Below are 26,581 nucleotides of genomic sequence, written 5' to 3'. Positions count from 1 at the left end.
ATGAGCCATAAACGACTGTTGCAACACTACAGCCGCCTGCACCGGCAACTGGAAGGCCGCGACAGCGCCGTGTCGCTGCAGCAGCTGGCCGACCTCCTGTGCTGCACCCGCCGCCACATGCGCGGCCTGCTGGTCCAGATGCAGGCGCTGGGCTGGCTGGCCTGGCATCCCCGCGCCGGACGCGGCCAGCGCTCGGACCTGCGCTTCCTCGGCGACGTCGGCCAGCTGCAGCGCCGGCAGGCCGAGCGGCTGCTCGAGCAGGGCCGCGTCGAGCAGGCCGCCAGCCTGCTCGGCGACGACCCGCGCCAACTGGCGCCGGTGCTGCTGTCCAGGCTCGGGCGGCGCTGGAGCGAAAACCGCCAGGTGCTGGGCGTGCCCTATTACCGGCCGATGCCCAATCTGCATCCCGGCACGCCGCTCAGGCGCTCAGAACGCCACCTGGTCAGCCAGATCTTCAACGGTCTGACCCGGCTAAACGAGGAAAACGGGGAAATCGAAGGCGATCTGGCCCATCACTGGCAACAGCATTCGGAAACGGAATGGCACTTCCACCTGCGCCCCGGCGTGCGCTGGCACGACGGCGGCGAACTGAGCCAGGACGACATCGCCGCCAGCGTCAGGCGGCTGGGCGAACAGCCGCTGTTCGCCCATCTGGCTGCCGTGCGCCGGCTGTCGCCGCGCAGCCTGGCCTTGGAATTGTCCGAGCCGGACCGCTGGCTGCCCAGGCTATTGGCCGACCCGGCAGCGATGATACTGCCGGCCGGCCACGCCGACCGCCCCGACTTCGCCTCCCACCCCGTCGGCACCGGCCCGTACCGGGTCGCGGCCAACGACGCGCATCGGCTGTCGCTACAGGCCTTCGACGACTATTTCGGCTACCGCGCGCTGCTCGACCAGGTCGACATCTGGATGGTGCCGGACCTCGGCGATCAGCTGGAACTGGACGCCCGCGGCAGTTGCGACCTGACGGTGGAAATCAACCCGAGACCCATCGAATCCCGGACCGAGATGTCGCTGGAGGCCGGCGTCTATTTCCTGCTCTGCGACGGTCGCTCCGAGTCTATGCGCGACGATGCCGTCCGGCGCTGGCTGGCTCAGGCGCTGGCGCCGCTGGCCGTGATGCAGCGGACCGAGCCGGCCACGCGGCAATACTGGGTGGCGGCCTCCGGCCTGCTGCCGCGCTGGCACCACGGCCGGCCGGAACCGGCGCCGGCCGCGCCGGCGCTGAGCGAGCTGCGGCTGGCCTATTACGAACAACATCCGGAATACCGGCAGATCGCCGCCGCCGTCGCCGAATGCCTGGCGGCGCACGGCATCGCGCTGCGGTGCCGGGAATACAGCTACGGCGACTGGGAGCAAGGCTTAGGCGAGGCCGATCTGTGGCTGGGAACGGTCAACTTCAGCAGCGACATCGACTACGCGGTGCCGGCCTGGCTGCTGGGGACGCCGCTGCTGCGGCGCTGCTGCGAGCCGGCGCTGCCGCTCCAGCGCTGGCTCGGCGATTGGCGCGCCGGCCGCGCCCACGCCCACGACATGGCCGAACAGACGGTGGCGCGGCACTGGCTGCTGCCGCTGTTCCACAACTGGCTGCGGCTGAAGGGGCCGGGTCAGATCGAGGATTTCCGCCTGAACAGCATGGGCTGGTTCGATTTCAAAACGGCCTGGCTGCGGCCGGAGGAGATGTAGCGCGCCGCGCGCTCACTTGTACGGCAATTCGTAGATGTCCAGCTGCCTCAGCGCCAGCGGATTGACCGACTCCACCCGGCCGCTGCGGTAATCGACGATCAGCGGATGCCGGGCCGGATCGCAACTGGCTGGCTGCCAGCCAGCGCGATCGCCGCCGGACAGGTTGACCGGGGTCGGACCGACGCCGTCGGGCTTGCGGTCCACATTGCTCAGCTTCAGCGCCGTCGCCAGATCGCCCGACAGGAACAGCGGCCGGATGTCGCGCGGCGCGTTGCGCACGCAGAGGAAGGACTGGAAGTAACGCACCTTGCGCTCATTGATCAGATCGAAATCGGGGTTGTACACCGCTTCGTTGACGACATAGGCGACATCCTGGGCGGAGCCGGCCGCGCCGACCGCGTTGACGATGAAGGCCTGGCCCGGCTGCAGACAGCCCAGCCGCTGGTCTATCCAGACTTCATCGACAGAACCGGCCTGGCACTTCAACGGCCCCTGATAGGGCCGGATGGCCTCGGCGGCGCCGGCGGCGCCGATCCACGAGGCGGCCAAAGCCAGGCACAACAACACTTCTTGCAATAACTTGCGCATTTTCAGCATGATCCCGAAACAAGATTGTCGACCCCCTGGTCGCTTCCCCCTCATTCCTCAAGCCGCCATCGCCGCCGGTCCGCTCCGGCGCGCGGTTCTTTCGCGCGGTTCTTTATTGGTACGGCACGCGCCCCACGCGTCCCGCCGCCCGCCGTTTCCACACGGCAGGACCGCTAGCATAAGCCGATGACAGCCCAATGTCATCACGAATGCCCTGGTAAAAATGTTTTCGACACGCCTGCGCGAGACTTTCTTTCCCGTTCAGTCACTTAGCCGGATCATGGCGGCGGCGGCCGGCAAAGCCCCGCCGGCCCGGCGTTTTTGCTGCATCGCAAAACCTTGCCAAGCCCGGCGAAACCGGCTACATTCTCCCGCTCTAGCGAAGCGCGCGGGTGTAGCTCAATGGTAGAGCAGAAGCTTCCCAAGCTTACGACGAGGGTTCGATTCCCTTCACCCGCTCCATCAGTCTTCCCGCCCCCGTAAATCCTTCATGCATGGCCTCTCCGAGCGATATCAGATGAAATTGAACTCAGGCCGGCTGTGGCTAAGAATCGCGACCTACGGCACCTTGGCCGTGGTCTTGCTGCTGGTATTGATCCGCGCCCTGATCTACTGGCAATTCGACGAGGCCGCCGTGCGCGGCAGCCTGGTCCACGCGCTGCAGGACAGCGGTCGCGTCATCCACATCGACGGCCGCATCACGCCGGCGGTCTTTCCCTCCCCCGGCATCGACATAGAAAAAGTCAGCGTCAGCGAAGCCGGCAAGCCGGACGTGTTCGCCCGCGTCGAGCTGCTGCGGGTGTCGCTGGCCTGGATGCCGCTATTGTTCGGCACCCGCGAGATCAAGGCGGTCGAACTGTACGGCCCCAGCGTCAACCTCAGCCGCGGCCTGGACGGCCGGCTCAATATCGCCGACCTGTTCCAGCGCCGCAGCCCGGAAGGCTACAGCGTCAAGCTGGACCAATTGCGCATACGCGAAGGCACGCTGCTGCTGTCCGACCAGCCGACGCACACCGACAAGCGCGTCTCCAGCATCAGCCTGGACGCCGACGGCCTGCTCGGCACCGCCAGCGTCAGCGCCGGCGCCATCCTCGACGACGACAAGCGGCCGGTGCGGCTGGCGCTGAACACGCCGCTGGCCATACAGGACGACCAGGTCAGCCTGCCGCAGCTGGAGGCGGTGGCGATCAGCAACATCCAGGGCCTGGGCGAGACCAAGCTGACCGTAGCCGGCCAGTACAAGCTGAACTTCGCCTCGCTGCAGGCCACCGGCAGCGACGTGACCGTCAGCTTCAGCAGCGAGCGCCCGAGCAGCGAAGTCAAGCTGGCGCTGCCGCAGATCAACGCCAGCCTGCGCGAGCTGACGATGCCGTCCGGCACCGTCAGCGCCAGGCTCAGCTACGCCCGCAGCCAGTACCAGCTGCAGGCGGCGCTGGACAACCTGAAACTCAGCGAAGGCGGCCTGTACGCCGACAAGCTGGACGGCGAGTTCAACTGGCTGGCCGGCGATACCCGCGTCAACGTCAAGCTGAACGCGCCGTTCTCGCTGGCGGCGATGAACCAGCTGAGGATGGAGCCGCTGAAGCTGACCAGCACCATCACCACGCCGGCGCTGCCGCGCGGCCGACTGGTGGCCAGCATGGAAGGCGCGCTGGACGGCGACGTCGACGAGCCGCGCTTCAATCTGCGCGTCGCCGGCAAGCTGGACGGCTCCGACGTTTCCGCCACGCTGAGCCAGTACGGCCTGATCAAGCCGCGCCACGAGGCCACGCTGAACATAGGCAAGCTGGACCTGAACCGCTATCTGCCGGAAACCCAGGGCGACCCGGTGGCCATCTTCCAGAACACCAACGAGATTCCGCTGGACTGGCTGGATTTCTTCGACCTGAACGGCAAGGTGGCGATAGGCGAGCTGGCGATGGGCCGCTTCCGCATCAACCACATCAACAGCAATGTGCGCATCAATCCGCGCGCCTTCGAGCTGGACCAGATGTCGGCCGACATCTACGACGGCCGGCTGCAGGGGGACGCCTCGCTGAGCCGCCGCGACGTGCCGCATCTGCAGGTCAAGCAGACGCTGCAGGGCATGAAGATACGTCCGCTGCTGGTGGACCTGTTCAACTTCTCCCGGCTGGACGGCAAGGGCAACGGCAAGATAGACGTCAACGCCGACGGCAAATCGTTCGCCGAACTGCGCAGCACGCTCAGCGGCGACGCCTCGTTCAGCCTGAACAACGGCGCCTTGACCGGCATAGACCTGGTCGCGGCGCTGAAGAACCTGCCGGCCGAACTGAAGGAATGGAACGGCGCCGCGCAGAACGACCAACGGACCACGTTCTCGACGCTGTCGACCAGCCTCAAGCTGGACAAGGGCGTCGCCCGCAGCCAGGACCTGAAGCTGGCGTCGCAGCTGGTCAACGTCGCCGGCGGCGGCAAGATAGACCTGAAGCAGAACATCGTCGACTACACGCTGGACGTGCAGGCCAATCCGCAGGAATTCTCCCGGCTGAAGGGCGTCAATGTGCCGCTGAAGATCACCGGCCCGATCAACGCGCCGGTGTACGCGCTGGACTTCAACGCGATGGTCAAGGGCAAGAAGACCGAGGGCGAGAAGAAGCAGGCGCTGAAGCAGCAGCTGCAGAAGCAGATCACGACGATACTGCCCTGAGCGTCGCCCAACGGTGCGTCGCCCCTTCGGGGTGACGCACCCTACCGATGGCTGGTCGCGCCGGTGCGTTGGGAAAGACGTGATTCGTAGGGTGCGTCATCCCAACGGGGCGACGTACCGCGTGTTCGCCATTCGCCCAAATATGGATCCGGCGAGATCGATTTATCGTGCATCGCCTTCGGGGCGACGCACCGCGCGTGCTCAATCGCCCTGCAATATCCTGGACTCCGCCAGCGCCAGCTGCTGCGGCGTGCCGAGCAGCACCAGCACGTCGTCGGCGCCGATTTCGAAGCTGGCGTCGAAGTCGGTGCGGCGCACCCGTTGCCGGCGTATCGCCTTCACCTCCACCCCCAACTCCTCCAACTCCAGCGCCCCCAGCGGCTGGCCGATGGAGGCGGCGCCGCCGCAGACCTGCACGCTGAGCATCCGCGGCACCAGTTCGTCGTCCAGGCTTTCGATCTCGTCGCTGCTGCCGCGGAAAAAGCCGCGGAACAGGTCGTAGCGCTCCTCGCGCACCGCCCGGATGCGGCGCAGCACCCGGCTCGGCGGCACACCGGCCTCCAGCAGCGCCTGCGAGGCCAGCATCAGGCTGCCCTCCATCACCTCGGCCACCACCTCGTCGGCGCCGGCGCCGCGCAGCATGTCCATCTCGCTGTCGTCTATCGTCCGCACGATCACCGGCAGCTCCGGCCTCACTTCACGCACCGCGTGCAGGATGCGCAGCGCCGCGTGGGTGTCGGCGAAGGTCACCACGACGACCCGCGCGCGCATCAGGCCGGCGGCGATCAGCACCTCCTTCTTGCCGGCGTCGCCGAACACCACCTGGTCGCCGGCCTCGCCGGCCTCGCGCACCCGCTCCGGATCCATGTCCAGCGCGAACAGATTGATGTTCTCGGCCTCCAGCAGCCGCGCCAGCGCCTGGCCGCTGCGGCCGTAGCCGCAGATCAGCACGTGCTCGCTCTTGCTCATGCCGGCCACCAGCATCTGGTGCAGGTCCAGCGACTGCAGCATCCAGTCCTGCTTGATCAGCCGGCGGGTGATGCGCTCGCCGTACAGGATCAGGAAGGGCGCGGCCAGCATCGAGATCAGTATCGCGGCGATGGCCGCCTGCGCCGTCGGCGTCGACACCAGCTTCAGATTCAGCGACAAGGCCAGCAGCACGAAGCCGAACTCGCCGCCCTGCGCCAGCGCCAGCGCCGCGCGCATCGAATCGTTGGCGCGGTGGCCGAACAGCCGTCCCAGACCGAACACCACCGCCAGCTTCAACGGCAGCAGCAGCGCCAGCATCAGCAGCACCTCGCCGAAACGGTCGAACAGCACCGAGAACTCCAGCCGCATGCCGACCGTGATGAAAAAGAAGCCGAGCAGGATGTCGCGGAACGGCTTGATGTCCTCCTCCACCTGGTAGCGGTATTCGGTCTCCGAGATCAGCATGCCGGCGACGAAGGCGCCGAGCGCCAGGCTCAGGCCCGACAATTCGGTCAGCCAGGCCACGCCCAGCGTCACCAGCAGCACATTGATCATGAACAGCTCGCCGGAGCGCTGCCGCGCCACCAGGTGGAACCACGGCCGGACCAGACGCTGGCCGAAGAACAACAGCAGCGCCAGCACCACCACGACCTTGCCGCCGGCCTTGCCCAGATCCAGCCACAGCGTCTCGCTGCCGCCGGCGAAGGCCGGCAGCATGATCAGCAGCGGCACCACCGCGATGTCCTGGAACAACAGCACCCCTATCGCCAACTGGCCATGCGGCTGGTTCAACTCCAGCCGTTCGGCCAGTAGCTTACTGACGATGGCGGTCGACGACATCGCCAGGGCGCCGCCTATCGCGAAACCAGTCAGCGGACTGCCGGTCAGATGAGCGATGGCGGCCGCGACCAGCAGCATGGTCAGCGCCACCTGGGCGAAGCCGACGCCGAACACCAGCCGGCGCATCGCCTTCAGCTTGGGCAGCGAAAACTCCAGGCCGATGGTGAACATCATGAACACGATGCCGATTTCGCCGAGAAAGGCGGTCTCCTCCCCCTGCGGGATCAGGCTCATCGCGCCAGGCCCCGCCGCGAAGCCGACCACCAGGTAGCCGAGCATCGCCGGCACCCTCAGGCTGCGGCACAGGGTGACCGCCAGCACGGCGGACAACAAAACGAGGACGATGGGGGCCAGGGAATGCATCGGCGGTCGGGTCTCCCGGGGAAGGTTTCGGAGGGGGAAAAACGGGGAAAAAGCGACGGCCAAGCAAAAGTTGCACCAGCACGCGCGTCAATCGATTATAACCTTTGATATACTTTTGCCTTATGGAAAAAACACAATCCGTCAGCCGCCTGGAAACGGCGCGCGAGGTGCTGCATACCGAAGCGGCCGCGCTGAACACGCTGGCCGAGCGCCTGGACGGCGAATTTCTGGACGCGGTCGAGGCCATACTGGCCTGCTCCGGCCGCGTCATCGTCACCGGCATGGGCAAGTCCGGCCATGTCGGCCGCAAGATCGCCGCTACGCTGGCCAGCACCGGCACGCCGGCCTTCTTCGTCCATCCGGCCGAGGCGGCCCACGGCGACCTCGGCATGATCACCGGCGACGACATCGTGATCGCGCTGTCCAACTCCGGCGAATCCGGCGAGGTCGTGTCGCTGTTGCCGGCGCTGAAGCTGAAAGGCATACGGCTGATCGCGATGACCAGCCGGGCCGACTCGACGCTGGCCGGCGAAGCGGACATCCTGCTGCACTCGCACGTCGAGAAGGAGGCCTGCCCGCTGAACCTGGCGCCGACCACCAGCACCACCGCGCAGATCGCGCTCGGCGACGCGCTGGCGGTCACGCTGATGGAAGTCCGCGGCTTCGGCAAGAGCGATTTCGCGCTGTCCCATCCCGGCGGCAGCCTGGGCCGGCGGCTGCTGGTGCACGTGCGCGACCTGATGCACGCCGGCGACGAGCTGCCGCGCGTCGCGCCGGGCACGCTGCTGAAGGACGCGCTGCTGGAGATGTCGCAGAAACGGCTGGGCATGGTGACGGTATGCGACGCCGCCGGCGCGCTTCACGGCATCTACACCGACGGCGACCTGCGCCGCACGCTGGAAAGGGGCGTCGATGTCTACCGCCTGCAGATTGACGAAGTGATGGGCCGCTCGCCGCGCACCATAGCCGCCGACAAGCTGGCGGCCGAGGCCGGCTTCCTGATGAAGCAGCACCAGATCACCAGCCTGGTAGTCGTCGACGAGGCCGGCAAGCTGGCCGGCGTGCTGCACATGCACGACCTGCTGCGAGCAGGCGTATTTTGATTCCGCCGTCCCGCGTTCCGCGGACGGCCGCAAGGACCAAGCAATGCGCATGATTTCCGAGCAGGCCCGCAAGGTGAAGCTGCTGATCATGGATGTGGACGGCGTGATGACCGACGGCCGCATCTACTACAACGCCCAGGGCGAGGAAAGCAAATCGTTCTATGTGCAGGACGGACTCGGCCTGCGGCTGCTGCAAGGCACCGGCGTGCAGCTGGCCATCATCTCCGGCCGCGCCGACCGCTGCGTCGAGCATCGCGCGCGCGCGCTGAAGATAGACCACTACTACGGCGGCGTGCACGACAAGAAGGTCGCGCTGGCCGACCTGCTGGAAAAGACCGGCCTCTCCGTCGACGCCTGCGCCTTCATCGGCGACGACCTGATCGACCTGCCGATCCTGACCCGCGTCGGCCTGGCGGTGGCGGTGCCCGAGGCCCCGCCGCAGGTGCGCCAGCATTGCCATTACGTCACCGGCAATCCGGGCGGCCACGGCGCGGTGCGCGAACTGGCCGAGCTGATCATGCAGGCGCAGGGCACTTTCGACGCCGTCGTCGCCGGGTATCTGGCATGATGAAGCTATTGCGCTCGCACCGGCTGTTCCCGGTATTGCTGATCGGCCTGACCGCGCTGCTGACCGTATGGCTGGACCAGATCTCGCGCTGGGACAGCCATCGCCGCGACCTGGACCCGGACAAGCCGGAGTACGTCGCGGAAAACATGGTCGCCACCCGCTACGACATGCAGGGCAAGCTGCTGGACAAGCTGATCGCCAGCCGGATGTGGCAATATCCGGGCAAGCCGGACGCCTATTTCGAGAATCCCGACCTGTACCAGTACCAGCAGGGGGCGCTGCAATACCGCGTCATCGGCGAGACCGGCCGCTACAACAACAAGAACCAGCAGGCTTTCTTCGACAAGAAAGTCGTTTTGATCAAACCCGCAGACAGCAAGCAACCGGAAACCCGGCTGGAAAGCAGCGCGATGTTCGTCGACACCGGCAAGCGCTACGCCAGCTCGAAAGCGCCGTCGGTGATCCACCACGGCAACTCGGTGGCCAACTCGATAGGCTTCACCTACCAGGAGCCGCTGGGCCTGCTCAATCTGCTGTCCACAACCAAGATCACCTATGCCAAATAAGTCCCGAATCGCACTGGCCAGCCTGCTGCTGGCCGCCTCCGCGCTCGCGCAGGCCGAGCAGGCCGACCGCAACAAGCCGCTGGAAATCACCAGCGACAACGGCTGCACCATGGACCAGATCAAAGGCGTTTCCGTCTGCACCGGCAATGTGGTCGTGGTGCAGGGCACGCTGCGTCTGAACGCCGACAAGGTGGTGGCCACCCAGGACAAGCAGGGCAACCAGACCTTGCAGGCCACCGGCCGCATCGTCACCTTCCGCCAGAAGATGGACAATAACGGCGGCTGGGTCGAGGGCCAGTCCAGCAAGCTCGACTACAACAGCGCCGCCCACAGCGCGGTGCTGACCGGCAACGCCCGCGTCAAGCGCAACGGCGACCTGGCGATAGGCACCGTGATCACCTACGACACCCAGAACGAGACCTACCAGGTGCTCGGCGGCGGCAGCGGCGCGGCGGCCGGCAAGGGCGGCCGCACCACGGTGATCCTGCAACCGAAGAACACCGCCTCGCAGCCCGCGGCAGCCAAGCCCGCCGGAGCGGATCAGCGATGAACCCCAGCATACTGACCGTATCCCACCTGAAGAAGCGCTTCAAGAAGCGCACCGTGGTCAAGGACGTCTCGCTGAGCATACAGAGCGGCGAGGTCGTCGGCCTGCTCGGCCCCAACGGCGCCGGCAAGACCACCAGCTTCTACATGATCGTCGGCCTGATTGGCGCCGACGACGGCGACATCCGGCTCGACGACGCCTCCATCACCCGCTATCCGATACACCAGCGCGCCCAGCTCGGCCTCGGCTACCTGCCGCAGGAGGCGTCGATCTTCCGCCGGATGACGGTGGAGGAAAACATCGCCGCCATCCTGGAAATCTCCGGACGCAAGGGCAAGGAGCTGGAAAAGGAACTGGATCTGCTGCTGGACGACCTGAACATCGGCCATCTGCGCGACAGCAACGCGCTGTCGCTGTCCGGCGGCGAACGGCGCCGGGTCGAAATCGCCCGCGTGCTGGCCACGCGGCCGCGCTTCATCCTGCTGGACGAACCGTTCGCCGGCGTCGACCCGATCGCGGTGATAGACATCCAGAAGATCATCTCCTTCCTGAAGGAACGCGGCATAGGCGTGCTGATCACCGACCACAACGTCCGCGAGACGCTGCGCATCTGCGACCGCGCCTACATCATCAGCGACGGCTCGGTGCTGGCCTCCGGCCAGCCCGAGGAACTGGTCAACAACGACAGGGTGCGCGAGGTCTACCTCGGCGAGCACTTCCATCTGTAAGCGGCGATGAAACAGGCCCTTCAGCTCAAGGTCTCGCAACAGCTGACGCTGACGCCGCAGCTACAGCAATCGATCAAGCTGCTGCAGCTGTCCACGCTGGACCTGCAAGCCGAGGTGGATCGCTTCCTGCTCGACAATCCGCTGCTGGAACGCGGCGACGAGCCGCACGACGGCGAAGCCGCCCCCGACGGCGCCGACCATGGCGCCGGAGAAACGCAGGATGCCGACGGCCGCGACGACGGCGCCGGCGTCGGCGAACTGCTGGACTGGGGCGCCGGCGGCCGCCAGGGCGGCGACGACGACTACGATCCGATGCTCAACGTGCCCAGCCAGCCCAGCCTGCGCGAGCACCTGCTGGCCCAGCTGGGGGAAATCGCGCTGAGCGACCGCGACCGGGCGGTCGCCAGCCTGCTGATAGAGGAACTGGACGACGACGGCTACCTGCCGCTGGACCTCGACGAGCTGGCCGGCAATCTGCCGCTGGAGCTGCAGCTGGACAGCGACGAGCTGGCCGTCGGCCTGAAGCTGCTGCAGCAGTTCGATCCGGCCGGCGTCGGCGCGCGCTCGCTGGCCGAATCGCTGCAACTGCAGCTCCTGCGGCGACCGGCCGACGAACCGGGCCGCGCGCTGGCGCTGGACATCGCGCGCGAACACCTGGAGCTGCTGGGCGCGCGCGACTACGCGAAGCTGAAGAAGCTGCTCGGCTGCCACGACGCGGCGCTGCGCCAGGCGCAGGCGCTGATCTCCCGGCTGAACCCCTACCCCGCCAGCGGCTACGGCCACGGCGACATCCACTACGTGATTCCGGACATCGCGGTCAGGAAGCTGCGCGGCCGCTGGGTCGCGGAGCTGAACCGCTCGGCGATGCCGCGGCTGCGCGTCAACCGGCTGTACGAGCGGCTGCTGGCCGACAAGCGCGGCGCCGGCGAACTGGCCGGCCCGCTGCAGGAGGCGCGCTGGCTGGTGAAGAACATCCAGCAGCGATTTGACACTATTCTGAAAGTGGCGGAAGCTATCGTTGAACGGCAGCAATCGTTCTTTGAACATGGCGAGGTGGCGATGCGGCCGCTGATCCTGCGCGACATCGCGGACGAGATCGGCCTGCACGAATCCACCGTTTCCCGCTCGACCAGCCAGAAGTACCTGCTCTGCCCCCGCGGCCTGTTCGAGCTCAAGTACTTCTTCGGCAGTTCGCTGGAAACCGACGGCGGAGGAGAATGCTCCGCCACCGCCATCAAGGCTCACATACGCGGCATGATAGACGGCGAGGACAGCGCGAAACCGCTGTCGGACAGCGCCATCGCCGACGCGCTGGCCCGCCGGGGAATACAGGTTGCCAGACGCACCGTAGCCAAGTATCGTGAAGCCATGCAGATTCCGGCGGTGAATCTGCGCAAGGCACTGTGACAGGCCTTGAGGACCGGTTTACGAACGCGCGGGCCAAAGCGGTACGACACAGAAGCAGCGGATCGTAAGCAGGTTCTAAGAAATACAATGCCGCCCGGCAACCCGACCGGGTGGTCAACACCAGAAGGAGCTAGGGTATGAACCTCAAAGTAACTGGTCTGCACCTGGAAGTCACCCCGTCGCTGCGTGAATACATCGAAAACAAACTGGAGCGCATCACCCGCCACGTCGACCATGTGATCGACATCTCCGTTACTCTCTCGGTGGACAAACTGGTTCAAAAAGCGGAAGTCAACGTGCACCTGTCCGGCAAGGACATCCACATCGAGGCGTCCGAGGCCGACCTCTACGCCGCCATCGATCTGCTGATGGACAAGCTGGACCGCCAGGTGCTGAAGTACAAGGAAAAGCTGACCGAGCATCGCGCGCAGGGCACCGGCCAAAGCTCCGGCGAAGCGGCGCAAGCCTCGCTGTGACGCGACTCTGAAGGCAACGGGAACCGGACGGTTCCCGTTTTTCTTTGCGCTTGCCGGTTTTCAGTACTATCAAGGCAACGTAGAATTCCGGGTTTCTCCAAGAGCCGCATGCATAACCCAATATGAATCTCATCGGCAAAATCCTGACTCCGGACCATGTGCTGCTCGATCTGGACGTCTCCAGCAAGAAGCGGGTGTTCGAACAGGTGGGCCTGTTGGTGGAAAACACCCGCGGCATCGCCCGCAGCGAGATTTTCGACAGCCTGTTCAGCCGCGAAAAACTGGGCTCCACCGGACTGGGACAGGGCGTCGCCATTCCACACGGCCGCGCCCGCGGCCTGAAGGAGGCCACCGGCGTGTTCATCCGGCTGAAGGCGCCGATCCCGTTCGACGCGCCGGACGGCAAGCCGGTGCAATGCCTGTTCGTGCTGCTGGTGCCCGAACATGCCACCGACCTGCACCTGCAGGTCTTGTCCGAACTGGCGCAGATGTTCTCCAGCCGCCAGATGCGTGAGAAGATGCTGGGCATCGCCAAGCGCGACGAACTCTACCAGCTGCTCAGCGAATGGACCCCCAATGCCTAGCATCACCGTACGCAGGCTGTACCAGGAAAATCAGCAGAAACTCAATCTGACCTGGGTGGCCGGCACCGGCGGCTCCGACAATGTGATCGGCAACGACGACCAGCGCCCGACGCTGGCGCTGGTCGGCCACCTGAACTTCATCCACCCTAACCGGGTGCAGGTGCTGGGCCTGGCCGAAGTCGATTATCTGAACAAGCTGGAGCAGTCGGCGGCCAAGACCGCGCTGGACCAGTTGTTCCACAAGAGCATGTCGGTGGTGATGGTGGCCAACAACCAGCCGGTGCCGCGGCTGCTGCGCGACTACTGCCACAGCCACAACGTGCCCTTGATGTGCAGCACGCTGGAAAGTCCGTACCTGATGGACGTGCTGCGGATCTACCTCGCCCGCGCGCTGGCGGTGTCCACCGTGCTGCACGGCGTCTTCCTCGACGTGTTCGAGATCGGCGTGCTGATCATGGGCGACTCGGCGATGGGCAAGAGCGAGCTGGCGCTGGAACTGATCTCGCGCGGCCACGGCATGGTCGCCGACGACGCCGTCGAACTGTACCGCATCGGCCCGGACACGCTGGAGGGCCGCTGCCCGCCGCTGTTGCGCGACTTCCTCGAAGTGCGCGGCCTCGGCATCCTCAATATCCGCACCATCTTCGGCGAGACCGCGGTCCGGCCGAAGAAGGTGCTGAAGCTGATCATCCACCTGGTCAAGGCAAACGACCAGGCGATGCAGGCCCTGGACCGGCTGAACATCCAGTCCGAGACCCAGGACATCATAGGCGTCACCGTGCGCAAGGTGGTGCTGCCTGTGGCCGCCGGCCGCAACCTGGCGGTGCTGGTCGAGGCCGCCGTGCGCAACTACATCCTGCAGCTCAGGGGCATAGACAGCACCCGCGAATTCATCGAACGCCACACCAACTTCCTACGGGACCAGGAAAATGCGCCTGATATTGATTAGCGGCCTGTCCGGCTCCGGCAAGTCGGTGGCGCTGCGCGCGCTGGAGGACTCCGGCTTCTACTGCGTCGACAACCTGCCGGCGACGATGCTGCCGGAGGCGATGGCGCTGTACGCCGACTTCGGCTACGAACAGATCGCCATCAGCGTCGACACCCGCTCCGGCCCGTCGCTGAGCGCGCTGCCCGCCGTGGTCGGCCGCCTGCGCGGCCAGGGCATGGACGTGCGGCTGCTGTTTCTCGAGGCCAGACGGGAAACGCTGGTCAAGCGCTTTTCCGAAACCCGCCGCCGCCACCCGCTGTCCGGCGCCGGCATCACGGTGGAGGAAAGCATACGGCTGGAGCAGGAGATGCTGGCCGACATCCCGGAACTCGGCACCCGCATCGACACCAGCGAGCTGTCCGCCAACGCGCTCAGAAGCTGGGTGCGCGAACTGGTCGACGCCGACGGCAGCGGGCCGACGCTGATCTTCGAATCGTTCGGCTTCAAGCACGGCCTGCCGCAGGACGCCGATTTCGTCTTCGACGCCCGCTGCCTGCCCAATCCCTACTACGATCCGCAGTTGCGACCGCTGACCGGCCGCGACCAGCCCGTCATCGACTTCTTCGCCGGCCACAAGGAGGTGGCCGAGATGATAGCCGACATCCAGGCGCTGATCGCCAAATGGCTGCCCTGCTACGGCAAGGAAAACCGCAGCTACCTGACGGTGGCCGTCGGCTGCACCGGCGGCCAGCACCGCTCGGTCTTCATCACCGAAAGCCTGGCCCGCGCCTTCGCCGACCGGCAGGTGCTGGTGCGCCACCGCCAACTGTACCGCGAAAACTGAGTCCGGCGGACGGCTTCCGTCCGCCCTGCGCCGGCGCCGCCCGCCGCGCCGGCTGGAGAACCCCGATGTCCCGCCGCAAAACCGTCACCGTCGCCCTGACCGGCGCCTCCGGCCTGCCCTACGGCCTGCGCCTGATCGAAACCCTGCTCGCCGCCGGCGTCAGGGTATGGGTGCTCTATTCGCAAGCCGCCCAGGTGGTGGCCAAGCAGGAAATGCAGCTGACGCTGCCGTCGCGTCCGGCCGAGATGAAGGCCTGGCTGCTGGAACGCTACCCCGCCCCGCCCGAGCTGCTCGAAGTGTACGGCCGCGAGGAATGGTTCGCACCGGCGGCATCCGGTTCCAATCCGCCGGATGCGATGGTGGTGTGTCCGTGCTCGATGGGCACGCTGGCCGCGATACGCCACGGCATGAGCGACAATCTGATCGAACGCGCCGCCGACGTCTGCATCAAGGAGCGGCGCACGCTGGTGCTGGTGCCGCGCGAAACGCCGCTGTCCGCCATCCATCTGGAGAACATGCTGGACCTGGCCCGGCTGGGCGTGGTGATCCTGCCGCCCTCCCCCGGCTTCTATACCCACCCCGAGAGCGTGGACGATATGGTGGACTTCGTCGTCTCCCGCATTCTCGATCAACTGGGCGTCGCGCAGACGCTGACGCCTCGCTGGGGGGAATGAAATGGACGGCGGCCCCATCCTGAGCCTGGAAGCGCTGCGCCGGCTGGAGCAGGCCGCCGCCGGCGACGGCCTCAAGCTGATGCGCCGCGCCGCGCTGGCCGCCGCCGACTGGGTCGCGCGCCATTGCCCGGCCGACGCGCCGCTGCTGGTCTGCGCCGGCCCCGGCAACAACGGCGGCGACGCGCTGTACGCGGCGCTGGAACTGCAGCGCCGCGGCCATACGGTCAGCGTGCTGCAGCCGACGCCGCCCGGCAGCGCCGAATGCCGGGCGGCCCGCCGCCAGGCGGAAGACGCCGGTCTCGCCATTTTGACCGAGCTGCCGGCCGACATGCCGTCGCCGGCGCTGCTGATAGACGGGCTGTTCGGCATCGGCCTGACGCGGCCGCTGGACCCTGCCTGGCAGGCGCGGATAGCCCGGCTGAACCGGCTGGACTGCCCCAAGCTGGCGCTGGACTGCCCCAGCGGACTGGACGCCTATACCGGCCAGCCGCTGGGCGCGGCGATCCGCGCCGACCACACGCTGACCTTCCTCTGCCACAAGCCCGGCCTGTTCGGCGGCCCCGGCGCCGATCTCGCAGGCCGGGTGGAGCTGGCGACGCTGGACTGCCCCGCCGAACGCTACCCGCAGGCCCAGGGCGAGCTCAACCGCGCGTCGGCGGCCACGCTCGCCCGGCCGCGCGACAGCCACAAGGGCAGCTACGGCGCCGTGTCCATCATAGGCGGCGCCCCCGGCATGCTGGGCGCCGCGCTGCTGGCCGGCCGCAGCGCGCTGGCAGGCGGTGCCGGCAAGGTCTATCTATGCCCGCTGGACGACAGGCTGCCGGTGGACCCGGCCGCCCCGGAACTGATGATACGGCCGGCGGACCAGATTGCCGCCCTGCCCGCCGCCGACGTGCTGGCCGTCGGCCCCGGCCTCGGACAGCAGGAATTGGCAGAGCGGCTGCTGGAGCTGGCCATCGCCGCCCCCTGCCCGCTGGTGCTGGACGCCGACGCGCTGAACCTGATCGCCGCCGACCGCGGTCTGGCCGCCGCCGCCGCCGCGCGCCGGGCACCGACCGTGCTGACGCCGCATCCGGCCGAGGCGGCCAGGCTGCTGCGGCTGGACACCGCCGCCGTCCAGGCCGACCGCGTCCAGCACGCCCGCCGGCTGGCCGTCCATTTCAACTGCGTCGTCGTGCTGAAAGGCGCCGGCAGCCTGATCGTCCGCCCCGACGGCTACTACCGGCTGAACACCAGCGGCGGACCGGAACTGGCCGCCGCCGGCCAGGGCGACGTGCTGACCGGCCTGATCGCCGCGCTGCTGGCCCAGGACCTGCCGGCTTTCGACGCCGCCTCGCTGGCGGTGCGGCTGCACGGCCTGGCCGGCGACGGCTACCGGCGCGAGGCCGGCGGTCCGATCGGCCTGACCGCCTCCGCCACGACGGAGCGCATCCGCCTCGAGCTGAATCGCCTGCTGGCGGGGGGCTAGGGCCGGTTCACGATCTTTTTCCGGCGGCGGCCGTTTGTGGTTAACATCGATCGGCAAGCCCATCACACCGGAGAGCCGTTTTGTCGTCCGTACCCGAGCAGAAAAAAGCCTACGCCTTCGGCCTCGGCGCCGTGCTGGCCTGGTCCACCGTCGCCAGCGCGTTCAAACTCAGCCTGCAGCATCAGAGCCCGATGCAACTGGTGCTGTACGCCAGCGCCGCCTCGCTGCTGGCGCTGCTGTCCATCCTGGCCTGGCAGCGGCGGCTGCCGGAGCTGGCCGCCGCCTGCCGCCGCCACTGGAAGGCCTCGCTGCTGTTCGGCGCCGTCAACCCCTTCGTCTACTACCTGGTGTTGTTCCAGGCCTACTCGCTGTTGCCGGCCCAGGAGGCGCAGGCGATCAACTACACTTGGGCGCTGACGATGACGCTGCTGGCGGTGCCGCTGCTGAAGCAGAGGCTGCGCGCCCAGGACGCCGTCGCCGCGCTGGTCTGCTACCTGGGCGTGCTGGTGATCGGCACCCGCGGCCAATTGCTGGCGCTGCACTTCTCCAACCGCCTGGGCGTGATGCTGGCGCTGGCCTCGACGCTGCTGTGGGCCGGCTACTGGATCTTCAACACCCGCGACTCGCGCGAGCCGGTGCTGGGACTGACGCTGAACTTCGCCTTCAGCCTGCCGCTCAGCCTGGCCTGGTGCGCCTGGCACGGCCAGCTGGTCCCGCCGTCCTGGCAGGGGCTGGCCGGCGCAGCCTACGTCGGCGCGCTGGAGATGGGCTTCACCTTCGTGCTGTGGCTGTCGGCGATGAAGCTGACGCGCAACACCGCCAGCATCGCCAACCTGATTTTCCTGTCGCCGCTGCTCTCGCTGTTGCTGATCCACCTGATCGTCGGCGAGCCCATTCTGCCGTCGACGCTGTTTGGTCTGGCGCTGATCCTCGGCGGTCTGGCGACGCAGAAACTGCCGCTGCGCCGGACTTCGGCGCTGCCGGCGGCCGACGGTTCGGGCTGAGCGCGGCGGGCCCGGCGCGGCGTCTCCGCACACGGTATTTGATCGGGCATGGAAATTCGCGCCCGATCTGCCTACGATTCACTCTGAGGGTACGAATTAAACAGGCGCCATGAAAAGCATCAAGACAAGGTTAATGTTATGGCTGATGGCATGGATCACCACCATTCTGGGCAGCACCGGGCTGTATTTCTATCTTCATGATTACGGCATAGACCAGAGCGACTTCCAGACCCAGCGAGCCGCGGTGCAATCCAGACTGTCGTTGTCCCTGCCTCACGGCATCTGGCAGCTGGACGACGAAAACGTCCGTCTGGCGCTGGACAGCGAGTTGAGCTGGCCATCGGTGATCGCCATCAACGTCAAGGGCGAAAGCGGCCTCAATCTCGGCCGCACCCGAGATGGCAACGGCACGCTGCGCGACATGCTGCCGAACGAGCGTCCCAAGGTGGACGACATGATGAAGATCCCCATCATCTACCAGGGCAAGGAGCACCTCGGCACCGCCACCGTCTATCTGTCGCACGACGCGCTGCGCGCCCGCGAGGATCAGCACCTGATCACCATCATCGCCCAGATCGTGCTGCTGGACGGCATGATCTTCTTCATCATGTCCTTCAATCTGCAGCGCTTCATCTTCCAGCCTCTGGCCAAGCTGCAGCAGGCGCTGAACACGGCGATACGCGCGCCCGACGCCACCGGCGCCCAGATCACCCATCTGGCCGACGACGAGATCGGCGGCATCGTCAACGGCTTCAACCGCATCGTCGCGCGCACCGCGGCCGATCTGGTGAAACGGACGGCGGCCGAAGCCACCGCCCGCGAGGAGAAGGAAAAGGCTCAGCAGGCGTACAGCCAGCTGATGGCGACGCAGGAAACGCTGGTGGAGGCGGAAAAGATGGCCTCGCTCGGCAGCCTGGTGGCCGGCGTCGCCCACGAGATCAACACCCCGGTGGGCATCACGCTGACCGCCGCCTCCCACCTGGGCACCGCGACCTCGCACATCACCGGAAAGCTGGACAGCGGCAACATCAAGAAGAGCGACTTCCAGAGCTATCTGGAAACCGCGCAGGAATGCTGCGAACTGATCCTGGCCAACTCCGAGCGCGCCGCCAACCTGATCCACAGCTTCAAGCAGGTGGCGGTCGACCAGACCAGCGAGGCGAGGCGCAGTTTCCATCTGCACGACTACCTGAACGAGGTGATCACCAGCCTGAAGCCGCGCTTCAAACACACCAAGGTGGCGATAGACATCCAGTGCGAGGAAGACATCCTGCTGGACAGCTACCCCGGCGCGCTGGCCCAGGTGCTGACCAATCTGGTGGTCAACGCGCTGATACACGGCTATGAAAGCGGCGAGATCGCTGGCACCATCGTCATCGAAGCCCACCGCAACGACGCCCAGCACGTATCGCTGAGCATCAGCGACAGCGGCAAGGGCATCGCGCCGGAGAACCTGGGACGGATCTTCGACCCGTTCTTCACCACCCGCCGAGGCAGCGGCGGCAGCGGCCTGGGCCTCAACATCGTCTACAACATCGTGCGGCAAAGGCTGGGCGGCAATATCGAAGCTCACAGCGAAGTGGGGCAAGGCACCCGCTTCAAACTGGACATGCCCTGCATCGCCCCCACAGTCCAGCATAAGGAGAACGTGGCATGAGCACCGAGACATTGCCTCCCGACGAAGACAACTGGCTGCTGGACGACAGCGACGCGGACGGCGACGCGGTGCAGCGGCCTTCCGAGCTGCGCAAGCCGTGGAAGGTGCTGATCGTCGACGACGAAAAGGACGTCCACACCGCCACCCGCATCGCGCTGCGCGGCATCAGCTACAAGGAGCGGCCGCTGGAGCTGATCAGCGCCTACAGCGGCGCCGAGGCCTTCACCGAGCTGCAGCGGCATTCGGACATCGCGCTGATCATGCTCGACGTGGTGATGGAGAGCGAGGACGCCGGGCTCCGGCTGGTGCACCGCATCCGCGGCGAGCTCGGCAACGGCGTGGTGCGCATCGTGTTGCGCACCGGCCAGCCCGGCCAGGCGCCGGAGCAGGAAGTCATCCTCAACTACGACATCAACGACTACAAGACCAAGACCGAGCTGACCACGCAGAAGCTGTTCACCACCACCATCGCGTCGCTGCGCGCCTATGAAAACCTGGTGTCGCTGGAAAAGAACCGCCAGGGGCTGGCCAAGATACTGGAGAGCGCGTCCGACCTGTACCAGCTGCACTCGCTGCGCGAGTTCGCCTCCGGCGTGCTGCGCCAGATCAGCGCGCTGCTCGACATCGGCACCGACGGCATACTGTGCGTGCGCAACGAGAATCATCACAGCGGCCGTCCCGAGCTGGAAATCCTCGCGGTGTCCGGCGCCTACGAATACCTGGCCGAGGCCGGCGACCTGGCCAACGAGCCGCACCTGGCGGCGGTGTTCCAGCAGGTGTTCCAGGAAAAGCGCAGCATCTACCAGCACCCGTACGACGTGCTCTACATCACCTCGCGCAACCGGCGCGAATTCGCCGTCCACTTCATGCCGCAATGGCCGCTGGACGGCGTTGAACGCGACCTGCTGGACGTGTTCTGTCAGCGGATTTCCGCCGCCTACGACAACCTCTATCTGTACAACCAGCTGCGCAGCGCGCAGGAGGCGACGGTGGTGGCGCTGGCCGACCTGGCCGAATTCCGCGACACCGACACCGGCGACCACGTGCTCAGGGTGCAGAAGCTGGCCGACGCCATCGCCGGCGAAATGCTCAACCAGAACCACTATCCGGAACAGATGACCCGGGAATTCATGGACATGGTCGGCATGGCCAGCATCCTGCACGACATCGGCAAGGTGGCCATTCCCGACAGCATCCTGCTGAAGCCCGGCAAGCTGGACCCCGAGGAGCGGACGGTGATGGAGCAGCACGCCTCCATCGGCTCGCAGATCCTGGACAAGTCGGCGAAGATGGTCGAGGGCACCAGCTATCTGTCGCTCGGTTCGGAAATCGCCGGCGGCCATCACGAGCACTTCGACGGCAACGGCTATCCGCGCAAGCTGAAGGGCCAGGACATTCCGCTGTCGGCGCGCATCGTCGCGGTGATAGACGTGTTCGACGCGCTGCTGAACAAGCGGCCGTACAAGGAACCGTGGAGCATGGAGGACACGATGAAGTACATCAACAGCCGCGCCGGCAGCCAGTTCGATCCGCTGGTGGTGAAGGCGCTGGCCAAGCTGGTCGAGGAAGACAGGCTGCCGGTGCAGTTCGGCGAGTGAGCCCGGATGAAGAAACGGCAGCCTGCAGGCTGCCGTTTCTCATTGCGCCGTCAGGCGACGTAGTTCAGCACGCACAGATACTGGCAGATGCTGCCGCCGAGCACGAACAGATGCCAGATGCCGTGGCCGTGGCGTATCTTCTCGTCGTTCAGGAACCAGTAGATGCCTATGCTGTACAGCAGGCCGCCCAGGCCCAGCCAGAACAGGCCGCCCGGCTCCAGCGCCTCGATCAGCGGCTTGATCGCTATCAGCACCAGCCAACCCATCACCACGTACAGTATCATCGACAACAGCCGGGTGCGCCGGCCCAGCGTCAGCTCCTGGACGATGCCGAACAAGGCCAGCCCCCAGCTGACGCCGAACAGCGTCCAGCCCCAGGCGCCGCGCAGTGTCACCAGCGCGAACGGCGTGTAGCTGCCGGCGATCAGCAGATAGATGGCCGAGTGGTCGCACTTCTGCAGCACCGCCTTGGCCTTGCCGCGGAAGCTGTGGTACAGCGTGGAAATCAGATACAACGTCACCAGCGTGCCGCCGTACAGGCTGAAGCTGACGATCTTCCATGGATCCCGCTGCATGGCCGCCTCGACCACCAGCACCACCAGTCCGGCTATCGCCAGCAAGGTGCCGGCCAAATGGGAATAGCCGTTGAAACGTTCCCCGTGATACATATTGTTCTTCCCCGCCCGGCGTCGCCGCCGGCGTGTTGATGCCAATCTTCCCCTTATTTTGCGCCCGTCGCCGGCACAGGGCCAGCATTTTGCGCAAACAAAAAGCGGGCCTGGGCCCGCTTTCGTCAAAACCGCATCGCCGTGCTCAGGCGCCGAGCGCCTTCAGCACCTCGTCGCGCACCGTCTCCACCGCGCGGGTGCCGTCTATCTTCACATATTTCGGCGCCTTGGCGCTGCCGCTCTCGGCCAGCTTGCCGTAGAAGCCCACCAGCACCTCGGTCTGCTCGTGGTAGACAGCCAGGCGCTTCTTGACGGTCTCTTCGCGGTCGTCGTCGCGCTGGATCAGCTCCTCGCCGGTGACGTCGTCCTTGCCGGCCACTTTCGGCGGATTGAAAGTGACATGGTAGGTGCGGCCGGAGGCCAGGTGCACGCGGCGGCCGGCCATCCGTTCGACGATGGCGGCGTCCGGCACGTCGATTTCGACCACGTAATCGATGTCGACGCCGGCGGCGATCATCGCCTCGGCCTGCGGAATCGTGCGCGGGAAGCCGTCGAACAGGAAGCCGTTGGCACAGTCGGCCTCGGCGATGCGCTCCTTGACCAGGCCGATGATGATGTCGTCGCGGACCAGACCGCCGGCATCCATGATGGACTTGGCTTCCAGGCCCAGCGGCGTGCCGGCCTTGACCGCGGCGCGCAGCATGTCGCCGGTGGAGATCTGCGGAATGCCGAACTTCTCGCGGATGTAGTTGGCCTGGGTGCCCTTACCGGCGCCCGGAGCGCCCAACAGGATCAATCGCATTCGTATGACTCCAGTCTGTTAGATTTATGAATTCTTCAATGGAGCGCTTCTTGCCCCTCAGGCGAACAGCCGGCGCACCCGTTCCAGGTCTTCCGGCGTGTCGACCCCGGCGGCCGGCGCCTCGTCCGCCAATGCCACCGCGATGCTGTAACCATGCCAGAGCACGCGCAATTGTTCCAGCGCCTCGTGCTGTTCCAGCGGCCCCGGTTCGAGGCCGGCGTAGGCGGCCAGGAAGCCGGCGCGGTAGCCGTACATGCCGATGTGGCGGTAGACCGGCAGGCCGGCCGGCAGCGCCGAACGGTCGACGGCGTAGGCGTCGCGGGCGTACGGAATCGGCGCCCGGCTGAAATAGAGCGCGCGGCCGCGCTTGTCCAGCGCCACCTTGACCACATTGGGATTGAAATGATCGGTCGCGTCGTGGATCGCGTGGGCCAGCGTCGCCACCGGCGCGTCGGTTCCGGCCAGCAATTCGGCCAGACTGTCTATCAGCGCCGGCGCGATCAGCGGCTCGTCGCCCTGCACGTTGATCACCAGCGCCTCGGCCGGCAGCGCCAGCTTGGCGGCGACCTCGGCCAGCCTGTCGGTGCCGCTGGCGTGGTCCTCGCGCGTCGCGACCGCCTCGACGCCGTGCGCGGCGCAGGCGGCCAGCACATCGGCGTGGTCGGTGGCGACGATGACGCGGGAAGCGCGGCTCTTCGCCGCCTGCTCGGCCACGCGCACCACCATCGGTTTGCCGGAGATGTCGGCCAGCGGCTTGCCGGGCAGTCGGCTGGAGGCCATCCGCGCCGGAATCACCGCGATGAAGCCGCTCATTTGACTTCTTCTTCCGCGGCCAGCTCGCGCGCCTCGGCTTCCAGCATCATCGGAATGCCGTCCTTGATCGGAAAGGCCAGGCGGTCGCCCTTGCAAACCAGCTCGTCCTTGCTCTTGTCGAACAGCAGCGGCCCTTTGCACAGCGGGCACACCAGGATTTCCAGAAATTTAGCGTCCATGTTCCATCTTCAAGCGGGCTAGTATCCATTCGCACAGATCAGGCGCCAGCGTGGCCTGAACCGGCAAAACCCATAGTCTAGCACGCTGCGCCGCGTCATGAAGCGCGCGCGCGAGCTTGACCGCGTCCTTGCTGGTGACGATGACCGCGTCGGCGTCGGCCGGGATGTCGCCGGGCGCGAAGGCGTGGTGATCGGGAAAGGACAGATGCCGGCCGGCGGCCACCCCCTGCCCTGCCAGCGTGTCGAAGAAGCGCTGCGGGTGGCCGATGCCGGCCATCGCGACGACGTTCAAGCCGGCGAAACCGGCCGCGTCCCGCGTGTTCGACGGATCGTCCAGCGCGTGGCAGGCGCCCGGCCTCAGCGTCATCGCGAAGCGCGGCAGCGCGGCCGGCAGGTCCAGCGCCGCGCCGTCGCCGTTGACGACCACGGCATCGACCGTCTTCAACCGCGACGGCGGCTCGCGCAGCGGGCCGTTCGGCAGCAGCCTGCCGTTCCCGAGGCCGCGCCGGCCGTCAAGCACCGCGATCTCCAGATCGCGCGCCAGCCGGTAGTGCTGCAGGCCGTCGTCGCTGAGGATCAGCCGCACATCGGGATGCCGCGCCAGCAGATGGCGGCCGGCGGCGACGCGGTCGCGCCCGACCACCACCGGCGCGCCGGCGGCGGCCAGCAGCAGCGGCTCGTCGCCGACCACGGCCGGATCGCCGTCCGGCCTCGCCTCGGTCGCCTCGCGCGCGCTGCCGCCGTAGCCTCGGCTGATCACGCCTACCCTGACGCCGCGCGCGGCGAACTCGCGCAGCAGGGCCTGGGTCAGCGGCGTCTTGCCGACGCCGCCGACATTGATGTTGCCTATCACCACCACCGGAACCGGGAGCCTCTCCCTCGTCGCCCAGCCGCGGCGGAACGCCAGACGGCGCAAGGCCGCCAGCAGCGCAAAAAGCCCTTCCGGGGGCGCCAGAAGGGCTGTCAGCCAGCCTCGCGGCCGGTACCAGTGTCTCTCGATCAAGCTCATTCGGGGACGGTGCGCTCCGCTCAGGGTTGGGTATGCTGCGTGGCGAAAGTCAGCTGCGACAGGCCGGCCTCGCGCGCCGCCTCCATCACCGCGACCACCGACTGGTGGGTGGACTTGGCGTCGGCGTTGACGACGACCACCACGTCGCTCTTGCCGGCGGCGGCCGCCTTCAGCCGCGGCAGCAAATCGGCGGCGCCGGCCAGGCGGACGTCGTCGACGGCCATCGCGCCGTCTGCCGCCACCGAGACCTTGATCTCGGCGGTCTTGTTCTTCTGCTGCTCGCCCTGGGCGGTCGGCAGATTGATCTTCAGCTCGGAGAAGTGCGAGTAGCTGGTGGTGACCATCAGAAAGATCAGGATCACCAGCAGCACGTCGATCAGCGGTATGAAATTGATCTCGGGCTCTTCCCGGCCGCGGCCGCGACGAAAGTCCATGCTCAGCTCCCGTTCTTGCGCTCGCCGTGCGCCACTTCGACCAGCTTGACCGCCTGCGCCTCCATCTCCACCAGCAGGCCGTCGACCTTGGAGCGGAAATAGCGGTAGAACATCATGCTGGGAATGGCGACGATCAGGCCGAAGGCGGTGTTGTACAGCGCGACCGAAATGCCGTGCGCCAGTTGCTGCGGATTGGCGCCGCTGGCGTTCTGCGAGCCGAAGATCTCTATCATGCCTATCACCGTGCCCAGCAGGCCCAATAGCGGCGCCATCGCCGCGATGGTGCCCAGCGAGGTCAGCAGCCGCTCCAGCTGGTGGGCGACCTGACGGCCCTCGTCCTCTATCGACTCCTTCATCACCTCGCGGCTGCCGTGTACATTGCGCAAGCCGGCCGCGAACAGCCGGCCCAGCGGCGAATGGCCCTGCAGCCGCTGCAGCAGCTCGTCCTTGTCGCCGACGCGGCGATATTCCTGCAGCGTCTGCGCCAGCAGGCCGGACGGCACCACCGCGCCGCGCCTGAGGGTGAACAGCCGCTCCAGGATGATGGCCAGCGATACCACAGAAGCCGCGATGATGGTCCAGATCGGCCAGCCGGCCGCTTCAACGATAGCCCACACGAAGCATTCTCCGTAATCGATGCAAACGACAGACTTTATTACCTGGGCCGCGGCTAGACAAGCACCGGGCGGCAAAAATCCGGGCGATTGCCGCTTTTTTGGGCAAGGACTGCCGAAAGCCGATGCCACCGGCGCCGGCCGCAAGTTATCCACAAGGTTATTCCGCGATTGCTGTGGATAAAATCCGTCGCCGCGGCAGCGTATCGCGCCGCCGGCATTGACATCGCTCAAAGCTTTGTCGACGATGCCGTAATCCAAACACTTGTTTGAATCAATACATGAACCTGCCCACCTGGCTGATCAAACTGCTGTTCAATCTGTGGCCGCCCTTTCTCGGCGCCGGCATACGCGTGCGCAAACTGTCAGCCGACTTCCGCAAGGCGGAGGTCGGGCTGAAGCTGGGATTCGGCAACCGCAACTACGTCGGCACCCATTTCGGCGGCAGCCTGTACGCGATGACGGACCCGTTCTACATGCTGATGGTGCTGCGCCAGCTGGGCAACGACCACTACGTCTGGGACCAGGCCGGCCGCATCGAATACCTGAAGCCGGGCCGCGGCACGGTGCGCGCGCATTTCCACCTGACGGACGAGATGCTGGACGACATCCGCGCCCATACCGCCGGCGGCGAGAAATACCTGCCGGAGATGACGGTGGACATCGTCGACGACGCCGGCGAGCGGGTGGCCGTCGTGTACAAGACGCTGTATGTGCGGCGCAAGCCCGGCAAGCGCTGAGCGCCCGCCGCGCGGAACCCGGCCCCATATGGAAAAAGCCGCGAAAGGCGGCTTTT

Annotated in this window: 27 protein-coding genes and 1 tRNA gene; 19 read left to right on the top strand and 9 right to left on the bottom strand. The window is 66.5% G+C overall.

Going from position 1 to position 26,581, the window contains the following annotated elements:
* Complete coding sequence (sgrR, locus tag WNM05_RS07785; protein WP_434633938.1) at positions 1 to 1,686, top strand: HTH-type transcriptional regulator SgrR; 1,686 nt, start codon at positions 1 to 3, stop codon at positions 1,684 to 1,686.
* A gap of 12 nt (positions 1,687 to 1,698) precedes the next feature.
* Here sgrR and WNM05_RS07780 read toward each other — a convergent pair whose 3' ends face one another.
* Positions 1,699 to 2,274, bottom strand: coding sequence for a hypothetical protein (locus WNM05_RS07780; protein WP_434633936.1), 576 nt, complete (start codon positions 2,272 to 2,274; stop codon positions 1,699 to 1,701).
* A 388-nt stretch (positions 2,275 to 2,662) separates the two neighbouring features.
* Here WNM05_RS07780 and WNM05_RS07775 point away from each other — a divergent pair.
* Together WNM05_RS07775 and WNM05_RS07770 are read left to right on the top strand one after the other, a co-directional pair.
* A tRNA-Gly gene (locus WNM05_RS07775) sits at positions 2,663 to 2,736 on the top strand.
* Positions 2,737 to 2,791: 55 nt separating this feature from the next.
* On the top strand, positions 2,792 to 4,942 hold the full coding sequence (locus tag WNM05_RS07770; RefSeq protein ID WP_434633934.1) for an AsmA family protein: 2,151 nt from the start codon (positions 2,792 to 2,794) through the stop codon (positions 4,940 to 4,942).
* A gap of 201 nt (positions 4,943 to 5,143) precedes the next feature.
* Here the strand turns inward: WNM05_RS07770 and WNM05_RS07765 are convergent, their stop codons facing one another.
* A complete protein-coding gene (locus WNM05_RS07765; RefSeq protein ID WP_434633932.1) occupies positions 5,144 to 7,114 on the bottom strand; it encodes a cation:proton antiporter domain-containing protein in 1,971 nt (656 codons plus the stop codon).
* 122 nt (positions 7,115 to 7,236) lie between these two features.
* On the opposite strand from WNM05_RS07765, the gene WNM05_RS07760 reads away from it, so the two are divergent.
* From WNM05_RS07760 to WNM05_RS07690, 15 genes are all read left to right on the top strand, one after another.
* Entirely contained in the window at positions 7,237 to 8,217 is a 981-nt protein-coding gene (locus tag WNM05_RS07760) for a KpsF/GutQ family sugar-phosphate isomerase (RefSeq protein ID WP_434633930.1), read from the top strand.
* 43 nt (positions 8,218 to 8,260) lie between these two features.
* Positions 8,261 to 8,785 carry a KdsC family phosphatase gene (locus WNM05_RS07755; RefSeq protein WP_434633928.1) on the top strand — a complete coding sequence of 175 codons (525 nt, stop codon included), beginning with the start codon at positions 8,261 to 8,263 and terminating at the stop codon, positions 8,783 to 8,785.
* Positions 8,782 to 9,351, top strand: coding sequence for an LPS export ABC transporter periplasmic protein LptC (gene lptC, locus WNM05_RS07750; protein WP_434633925.1), 570 nt, complete (start codon positions 8,782 to 8,784; stop codon positions 9,349 to 9,351). Before WNM05_RS07755 ends, lptC begins: the two co-directional genes overlap by 4 nt.
* Positions 9,341 to 9,901 (top strand): lipopolysaccharide transport periplasmic protein LptA, encoded by a 561-nt coding sequence (lptA, locus tag WNM05_RS07745; protein ID WP_434633924.1) that lies wholly within the window; start codon positions 9,341 to 9,343, stop codon positions 9,899 to 9,901. Before lptC ends, lptA begins: the two co-directional genes overlap by 11 nt.
* Positions 9,898 to 10,626, top strand: a complete 729-nt coding sequence (gene lptB / locus WNM05_RS07740; protein WP_434633922.1) for an LPS export ABC transporter ATP-binding protein — start codon at positions 9,898 to 9,900, stop codon at positions 10,624 to 10,626. Before lptA ends, lptB begins: the two co-directional genes overlap by 4 nt.
* Before the next feature lie 6 nt (positions 10,627 to 10,632).
* Positions 10,633 to 12,033, top strand: a complete 1,401-nt coding sequence (locus tag WNM05_RS07735; protein WP_434633921.1) for an RNA polymerase factor sigma-54 — start codon at positions 10,633 to 10,635, stop codon at positions 12,031 to 12,033.
* A gap of 137 nt (positions 12,034 to 12,170) precedes the next feature.
* Positions 12,171 to 12,509, top strand: coding sequence for a ribosome hibernation-promoting factor, HPF/YfiA family (hpf, locus tag WNM05_RS07730; RefSeq protein WP_434633919.1), 339 nt, complete (start codon positions 12,171 to 12,173; stop codon positions 12,507 to 12,509).
* Between the two features lie 122 nt (positions 12,510 to 12,631).
* Positions 12,632 to 13,093 carry a PTS IIA-like nitrogen regulatory protein PtsN gene (gene ptsN, locus WNM05_RS07725; protein WP_434633917.1) on the top strand — a complete coding sequence of 154 codons (462 nt, stop codon included), beginning with the start codon at positions 12,632 to 12,634 and terminating at the stop codon, positions 13,091 to 13,093.
* The gene (gene hprK / locus WNM05_RS07720) at positions 13,086 to 14,042 is read left to right on the top strand and encodes an HPr(Ser) kinase/phosphatase (RefSeq protein ID WP_101707362.1); all 957 of its coding nucleotides are present in this window, start codon (positions 13,086 to 13,088) and stop codon (positions 14,040 to 14,042) included. The genes ptsN and hprK overlap by 8 nt, the downstream gene beginning before the upstream one ends.
* Complete coding sequence (gene rapZ / locus WNM05_RS07715) at positions 14,023 to 14,865, top strand: RNase adapter RapZ (protein ID WP_434633916.1); 843 nt, start codon at positions 14,023 to 14,025, stop codon at positions 14,863 to 14,865. Before hprK ends, rapZ begins: the two co-directional genes overlap by 20 nt.
* A gap of 65 nt (positions 14,866 to 14,930) precedes the next feature.
* The gene (locus tag WNM05_RS07710) at positions 14,931 to 15,539 is read left to right on the top strand and encodes a flavin prenyltransferase UbiX (RefSeq protein WP_434633914.1); all 609 of its coding nucleotides are present in this window, start codon (positions 14,931 to 14,933) and stop codon (positions 15,537 to 15,539) included.
* A 1-nt stretch (position 15,540) separates the two neighbouring features.
* On the top strand, positions 15,541 to 17,007 hold the full coding sequence (locus WNM05_RS07705) for an NAD(P)H-hydrate dehydratase (protein ID WP_434633912.1): 1,467 nt from the start codon (positions 15,541 to 15,543) through the stop codon (positions 17,005 to 17,007).
* Between the two features lie 80 nt (positions 17,008 to 17,087).
* Entirely contained in the window at positions 17,088 to 18,011 is a 924-nt protein-coding gene (locus WNM05_RS07700; RefSeq protein ID WP_434633910.1) for a DMT family transporter, read from the top strand.
* Positions 18,012 to 18,156: 145 nt separating this feature from the next.
* A complete protein-coding gene (locus WNM05_RS07695; RefSeq protein ID WP_434633908.1) occupies positions 18,157 to 19,668 on the top strand; it encodes a sensor histidine kinase in 1,512 nt (503 codons plus the stop codon).
* On the top strand, positions 19,665 to 21,266 hold the full coding sequence (locus tag WNM05_RS07690) for a DUF3369 domain-containing protein (RefSeq protein ID WP_434633906.1): 1,602 nt from the start codon (positions 19,665 to 19,667) through the stop codon (positions 21,264 to 21,266). Before WNM05_RS07695 ends, WNM05_RS07690 begins: the two co-directional genes overlap by 4 nt.
* Positions 21,267 to 21,316: 50 nt before the next feature.
* Here the strand turns inward: WNM05_RS07690 and trhA are convergent, their stop codons facing one another.
* The 7 genes from trhA to WNM05_RS07655 all read right to left on the bottom strand — a co-directional run bounded on the left by trhA (position 21,317) and on the right by WNM05_RS07655 (position 25,788).
* On the bottom strand, positions 21,317 to 21,934 hold the full coding sequence (gene trhA / locus WNM05_RS07685; protein ID WP_434633903.1) for a PAQR family membrane homeostasis protein TrhA: 618 nt from the start codon (positions 21,932 to 21,934) through the stop codon (positions 21,317 to 21,319).
* Between the two features lie 145 nt (positions 21,935 to 22,079).
* Positions 22,080 to 22,736, bottom strand: a complete 657-nt coding sequence (adk, locus tag WNM05_RS07680; RefSeq protein ID WP_434633902.1) for an adenylate kinase — start codon at positions 22,734 to 22,736, stop codon at positions 22,080 to 22,082.
* Positions 22,737 to 22,793: 57 nt separating this feature from the next.
* Complete coding sequence (gene kdsB, locus WNM05_RS07675) at positions 22,794 to 23,549, bottom strand: 3-deoxy-manno-octulosonate cytidylyltransferase (RefSeq protein ID WP_434633900.1); 756 nt, start codon at positions 23,547 to 23,549, stop codon at positions 22,794 to 22,796.
* On the bottom strand, positions 23,546 to 23,728 hold the full coding sequence (locus WNM05_RS07670; RefSeq protein WP_101707348.1) for a Trm112 family protein: 183 nt from the start codon (positions 23,726 to 23,728) through the stop codon (positions 23,546 to 23,548). Before WNM05_RS07670 ends, kdsB begins: the two co-directional genes overlap by 4 nt.
* Complete coding sequence (lpxK, locus tag WNM05_RS07665; RefSeq protein ID WP_434633899.1) at positions 23,718 to 24,737, bottom strand: tetraacyldisaccharide 4'-kinase; 1,020 nt, start codon at positions 24,735 to 24,737, stop codon at positions 23,718 to 23,720. Before lpxK ends, WNM05_RS07670 begins: the two co-directional genes overlap by 11 nt.
* Before the next feature lie 20 nt (positions 24,738 to 24,757).
* Positions 24,758 to 25,171: an ExbD/TolR family protein gene (locus WNM05_RS07660; RefSeq protein ID WP_434633898.1), complete on the bottom strand. Its 414-nt coding sequence runs from the start codon at positions 25,169 to 25,171 to the stop codon at positions 24,758 to 24,760.
* A gap of 2 nt (positions 25,172 to 25,173) precedes the next feature.
* Positions 25,174 to 25,788, bottom strand: coding sequence for a MotA/TolQ/ExbB proton channel family protein (locus WNM05_RS07655; protein ID WP_434633895.1), 615 nt, complete (start codon positions 25,786 to 25,788; stop codon positions 25,174 to 25,176).
* Between the two features lie 278 nt (positions 25,789 to 26,066).
* On the opposite strand from WNM05_RS07655, the gene WNM05_RS07650 reads away from it, so the two are divergent.
* Positions 26,067 to 26,525, top strand: a complete 459-nt coding sequence (locus WNM05_RS07650; RefSeq protein WP_434633892.1) for a DUF4442 domain-containing protein — start codon at positions 26,067 to 26,069, stop codon at positions 26,523 to 26,525.
* Positions 26,526 to 26,581 lie beyond the last annotated feature (56 nt).

This window comes from Chromobacterium sp. CV08 (assembly GCF_051129845.1).
Lineage (GTDB): Bacteria > Pseudomonadota > Gammaproteobacteria > Burkholderiales > Chromobacteriaceae > Chromobacterium.
The sequence above is the reverse complement of the archived record's forward strand: the minus strand, read 5'-3'. Positions and strand labels throughout refer to the sequence as shown.

What these genes read in the sequence shown, in the direction of transcription:
- sgrR (WP_434633938.1), top strand. Translation starts at nt 1, where the DNA reads ATGAGCCATAAACGACTGTTGCAACACTACAGCCGCCTGCACCGGCAA.
- WNM05_RS07780 (WP_434633936.1), bottom strand. Translation starts at nt 2,274, where the DNA reads ATGCGCAAGTTATTGCAAGAAGTGTTGTTGTGCCTGGCTTTGGCCGCC.
- WNM05_RS07770 (WP_434633934.1), top strand. Translation starts at nt 2,792, where the DNA reads ATGAAATTGAACTCAGGCCGGCTGTGGCTAAGAATCGCGACCTACGGC.
- WNM05_RS07765 (WP_434633932.1), bottom strand. Translation starts at nt 7,114, where the DNA reads ATGCATTCCCTGGCCCCCATCGTCCTCGTTTTGTTGTCCGCCGTGCTG.
- WNM05_RS07760 (WP_434633930.1), top strand. Translation starts at nt 7,237, where the DNA reads ATGGAAAAAACACAATCCGTCAGCCGCCTGGAAACGGCGCGCGAGGTG.
- WNM05_RS07755 (WP_434633928.1), top strand. Translation starts at nt 8,261, where the DNA reads ATGCGCATGATTTCCGAGCAGGCCCGCAAGGTGAAGCTGCTGATCATG.
- lptC (WP_434633925.1), top strand. Translation starts at nt 8,782, where the DNA reads ATGATGAAGCTATTGCGCTCGCACCGGCTGTTCCCGGTATTGCTGATC.
- lptA (WP_434633924.1), top strand. Translation starts at nt 9,341, where the DNA reads ATGCCAAATAAGTCCCGAATCGCACTGGCCAGCCTGCTGCTGGCCGCC.
- lptB (WP_434633922.1), top strand. Translation starts at nt 9,898, where the DNA reads ATGAACCCCAGCATACTGACCGTATCCCACCTGAAGAAGCGCTTCAAG.
- WNM05_RS07735 (WP_434633921.1), top strand. Translation starts at nt 10,633, where the DNA reads ATGAAACAGGCCCTTCAGCTCAAGGTCTCGCAACAGCTGACGCTGACG.
- hpf (WP_434633919.1), top strand. Translation starts at nt 12,171, where the DNA reads ATGAACCTCAAAGTAACTGGTCTGCACCTGGAAGTCACCCCGTCGCTG.
- ptsN (WP_434633917.1), top strand. Translation starts at nt 12,632, where the DNA reads ATGAATCTCATCGGCAAAATCCTGACTCCGGACCATGTGCTGCTCGAT.
- hprK (WP_101707362.1), top strand. Translation starts at nt 13,086, where the DNA reads ATGCCTAGCATCACCGTACGCAGGCTGTACCAGGAAAATCAGCAGAAA.
- rapZ (WP_434633916.1), top strand. Translation starts at nt 14,023, where the DNA reads ATGCGCCTGATATTGATTAGCGGCCTGTCCGGCTCCGGCAAGTCGGTG.
- WNM05_RS07710 (WP_434633914.1), top strand. Translation starts at nt 14,931, where the DNA reads ATGTCCCGCCGCAAAACCGTCACCGTCGCCCTGACCGGCGCCTCCGGC.
- WNM05_RS07705 (WP_434633912.1), top strand. Translation starts at nt 15,541, where the DNA reads ATGGACGGCGGCCCCATCCTGAGCCTGGAAGCGCTGCGCCGGCTGGAG.
- WNM05_RS07695 (WP_434633908.1), top strand. Translation starts at nt 18,157, where the DNA reads ATGGCATGGATCACCACCATTCTGGGCAGCACCGGGCTGTATTTCTAT.
- WNM05_RS07690 (WP_434633906.1), top strand. Translation starts at nt 19,665, where the DNA reads ATGAGCACCGAGACATTGCCTCCCGACGAAGACAACTGGCTGCTGGAC.
- trhA (WP_434633903.1), bottom strand. Translation starts at nt 21,934, where the DNA reads ATGTATCACGGGGAACGTTTCAACGGCTATTCCCATTTGGCCGGCACC.
- adk (WP_434633902.1), bottom strand. Translation starts at nt 22,736, where the DNA reads ATGCGATTGATCCTGTTGGGCGCTCCGGGCGCCGGTAAGGGCACCCAG.
- kdsB (WP_434633900.1), bottom strand. Translation starts at nt 23,549, where the DNA reads ATGAGCGGCTTCATCGCGGTGATTCCGGCGCGGATGGCCTCCAGCCGA.
- WNM05_RS07670 (WP_101707348.1), bottom strand. Translation starts at nt 23,728, where the DNA reads ATGGACGCTAAATTTCTGGAAATCCTGGTGTGCCCGCTGTGCAAAGGG.
- lpxK (WP_434633899.1), bottom strand. Translation starts at nt 24,737, where the DNA reads ATGAGCTTGATCGAGAGACACTGGTACCGGCCGCGAGGCTGGCTGACA.
- WNM05_RS07660 (WP_434633898.1), bottom strand. Translation starts at nt 25,171, where the DNA reads ATGGACTTTCGTCGCGGCCGCGGCCGGGAAGAGCCCGAGATCAATTTC.
- WNM05_RS07650 (WP_434633892.1), top strand. Translation starts at nt 26,067, where the DNA reads ATGAACCTGCCCACCTGGCTGATCAAACTGCTGTTCAATCTGTGGCCG.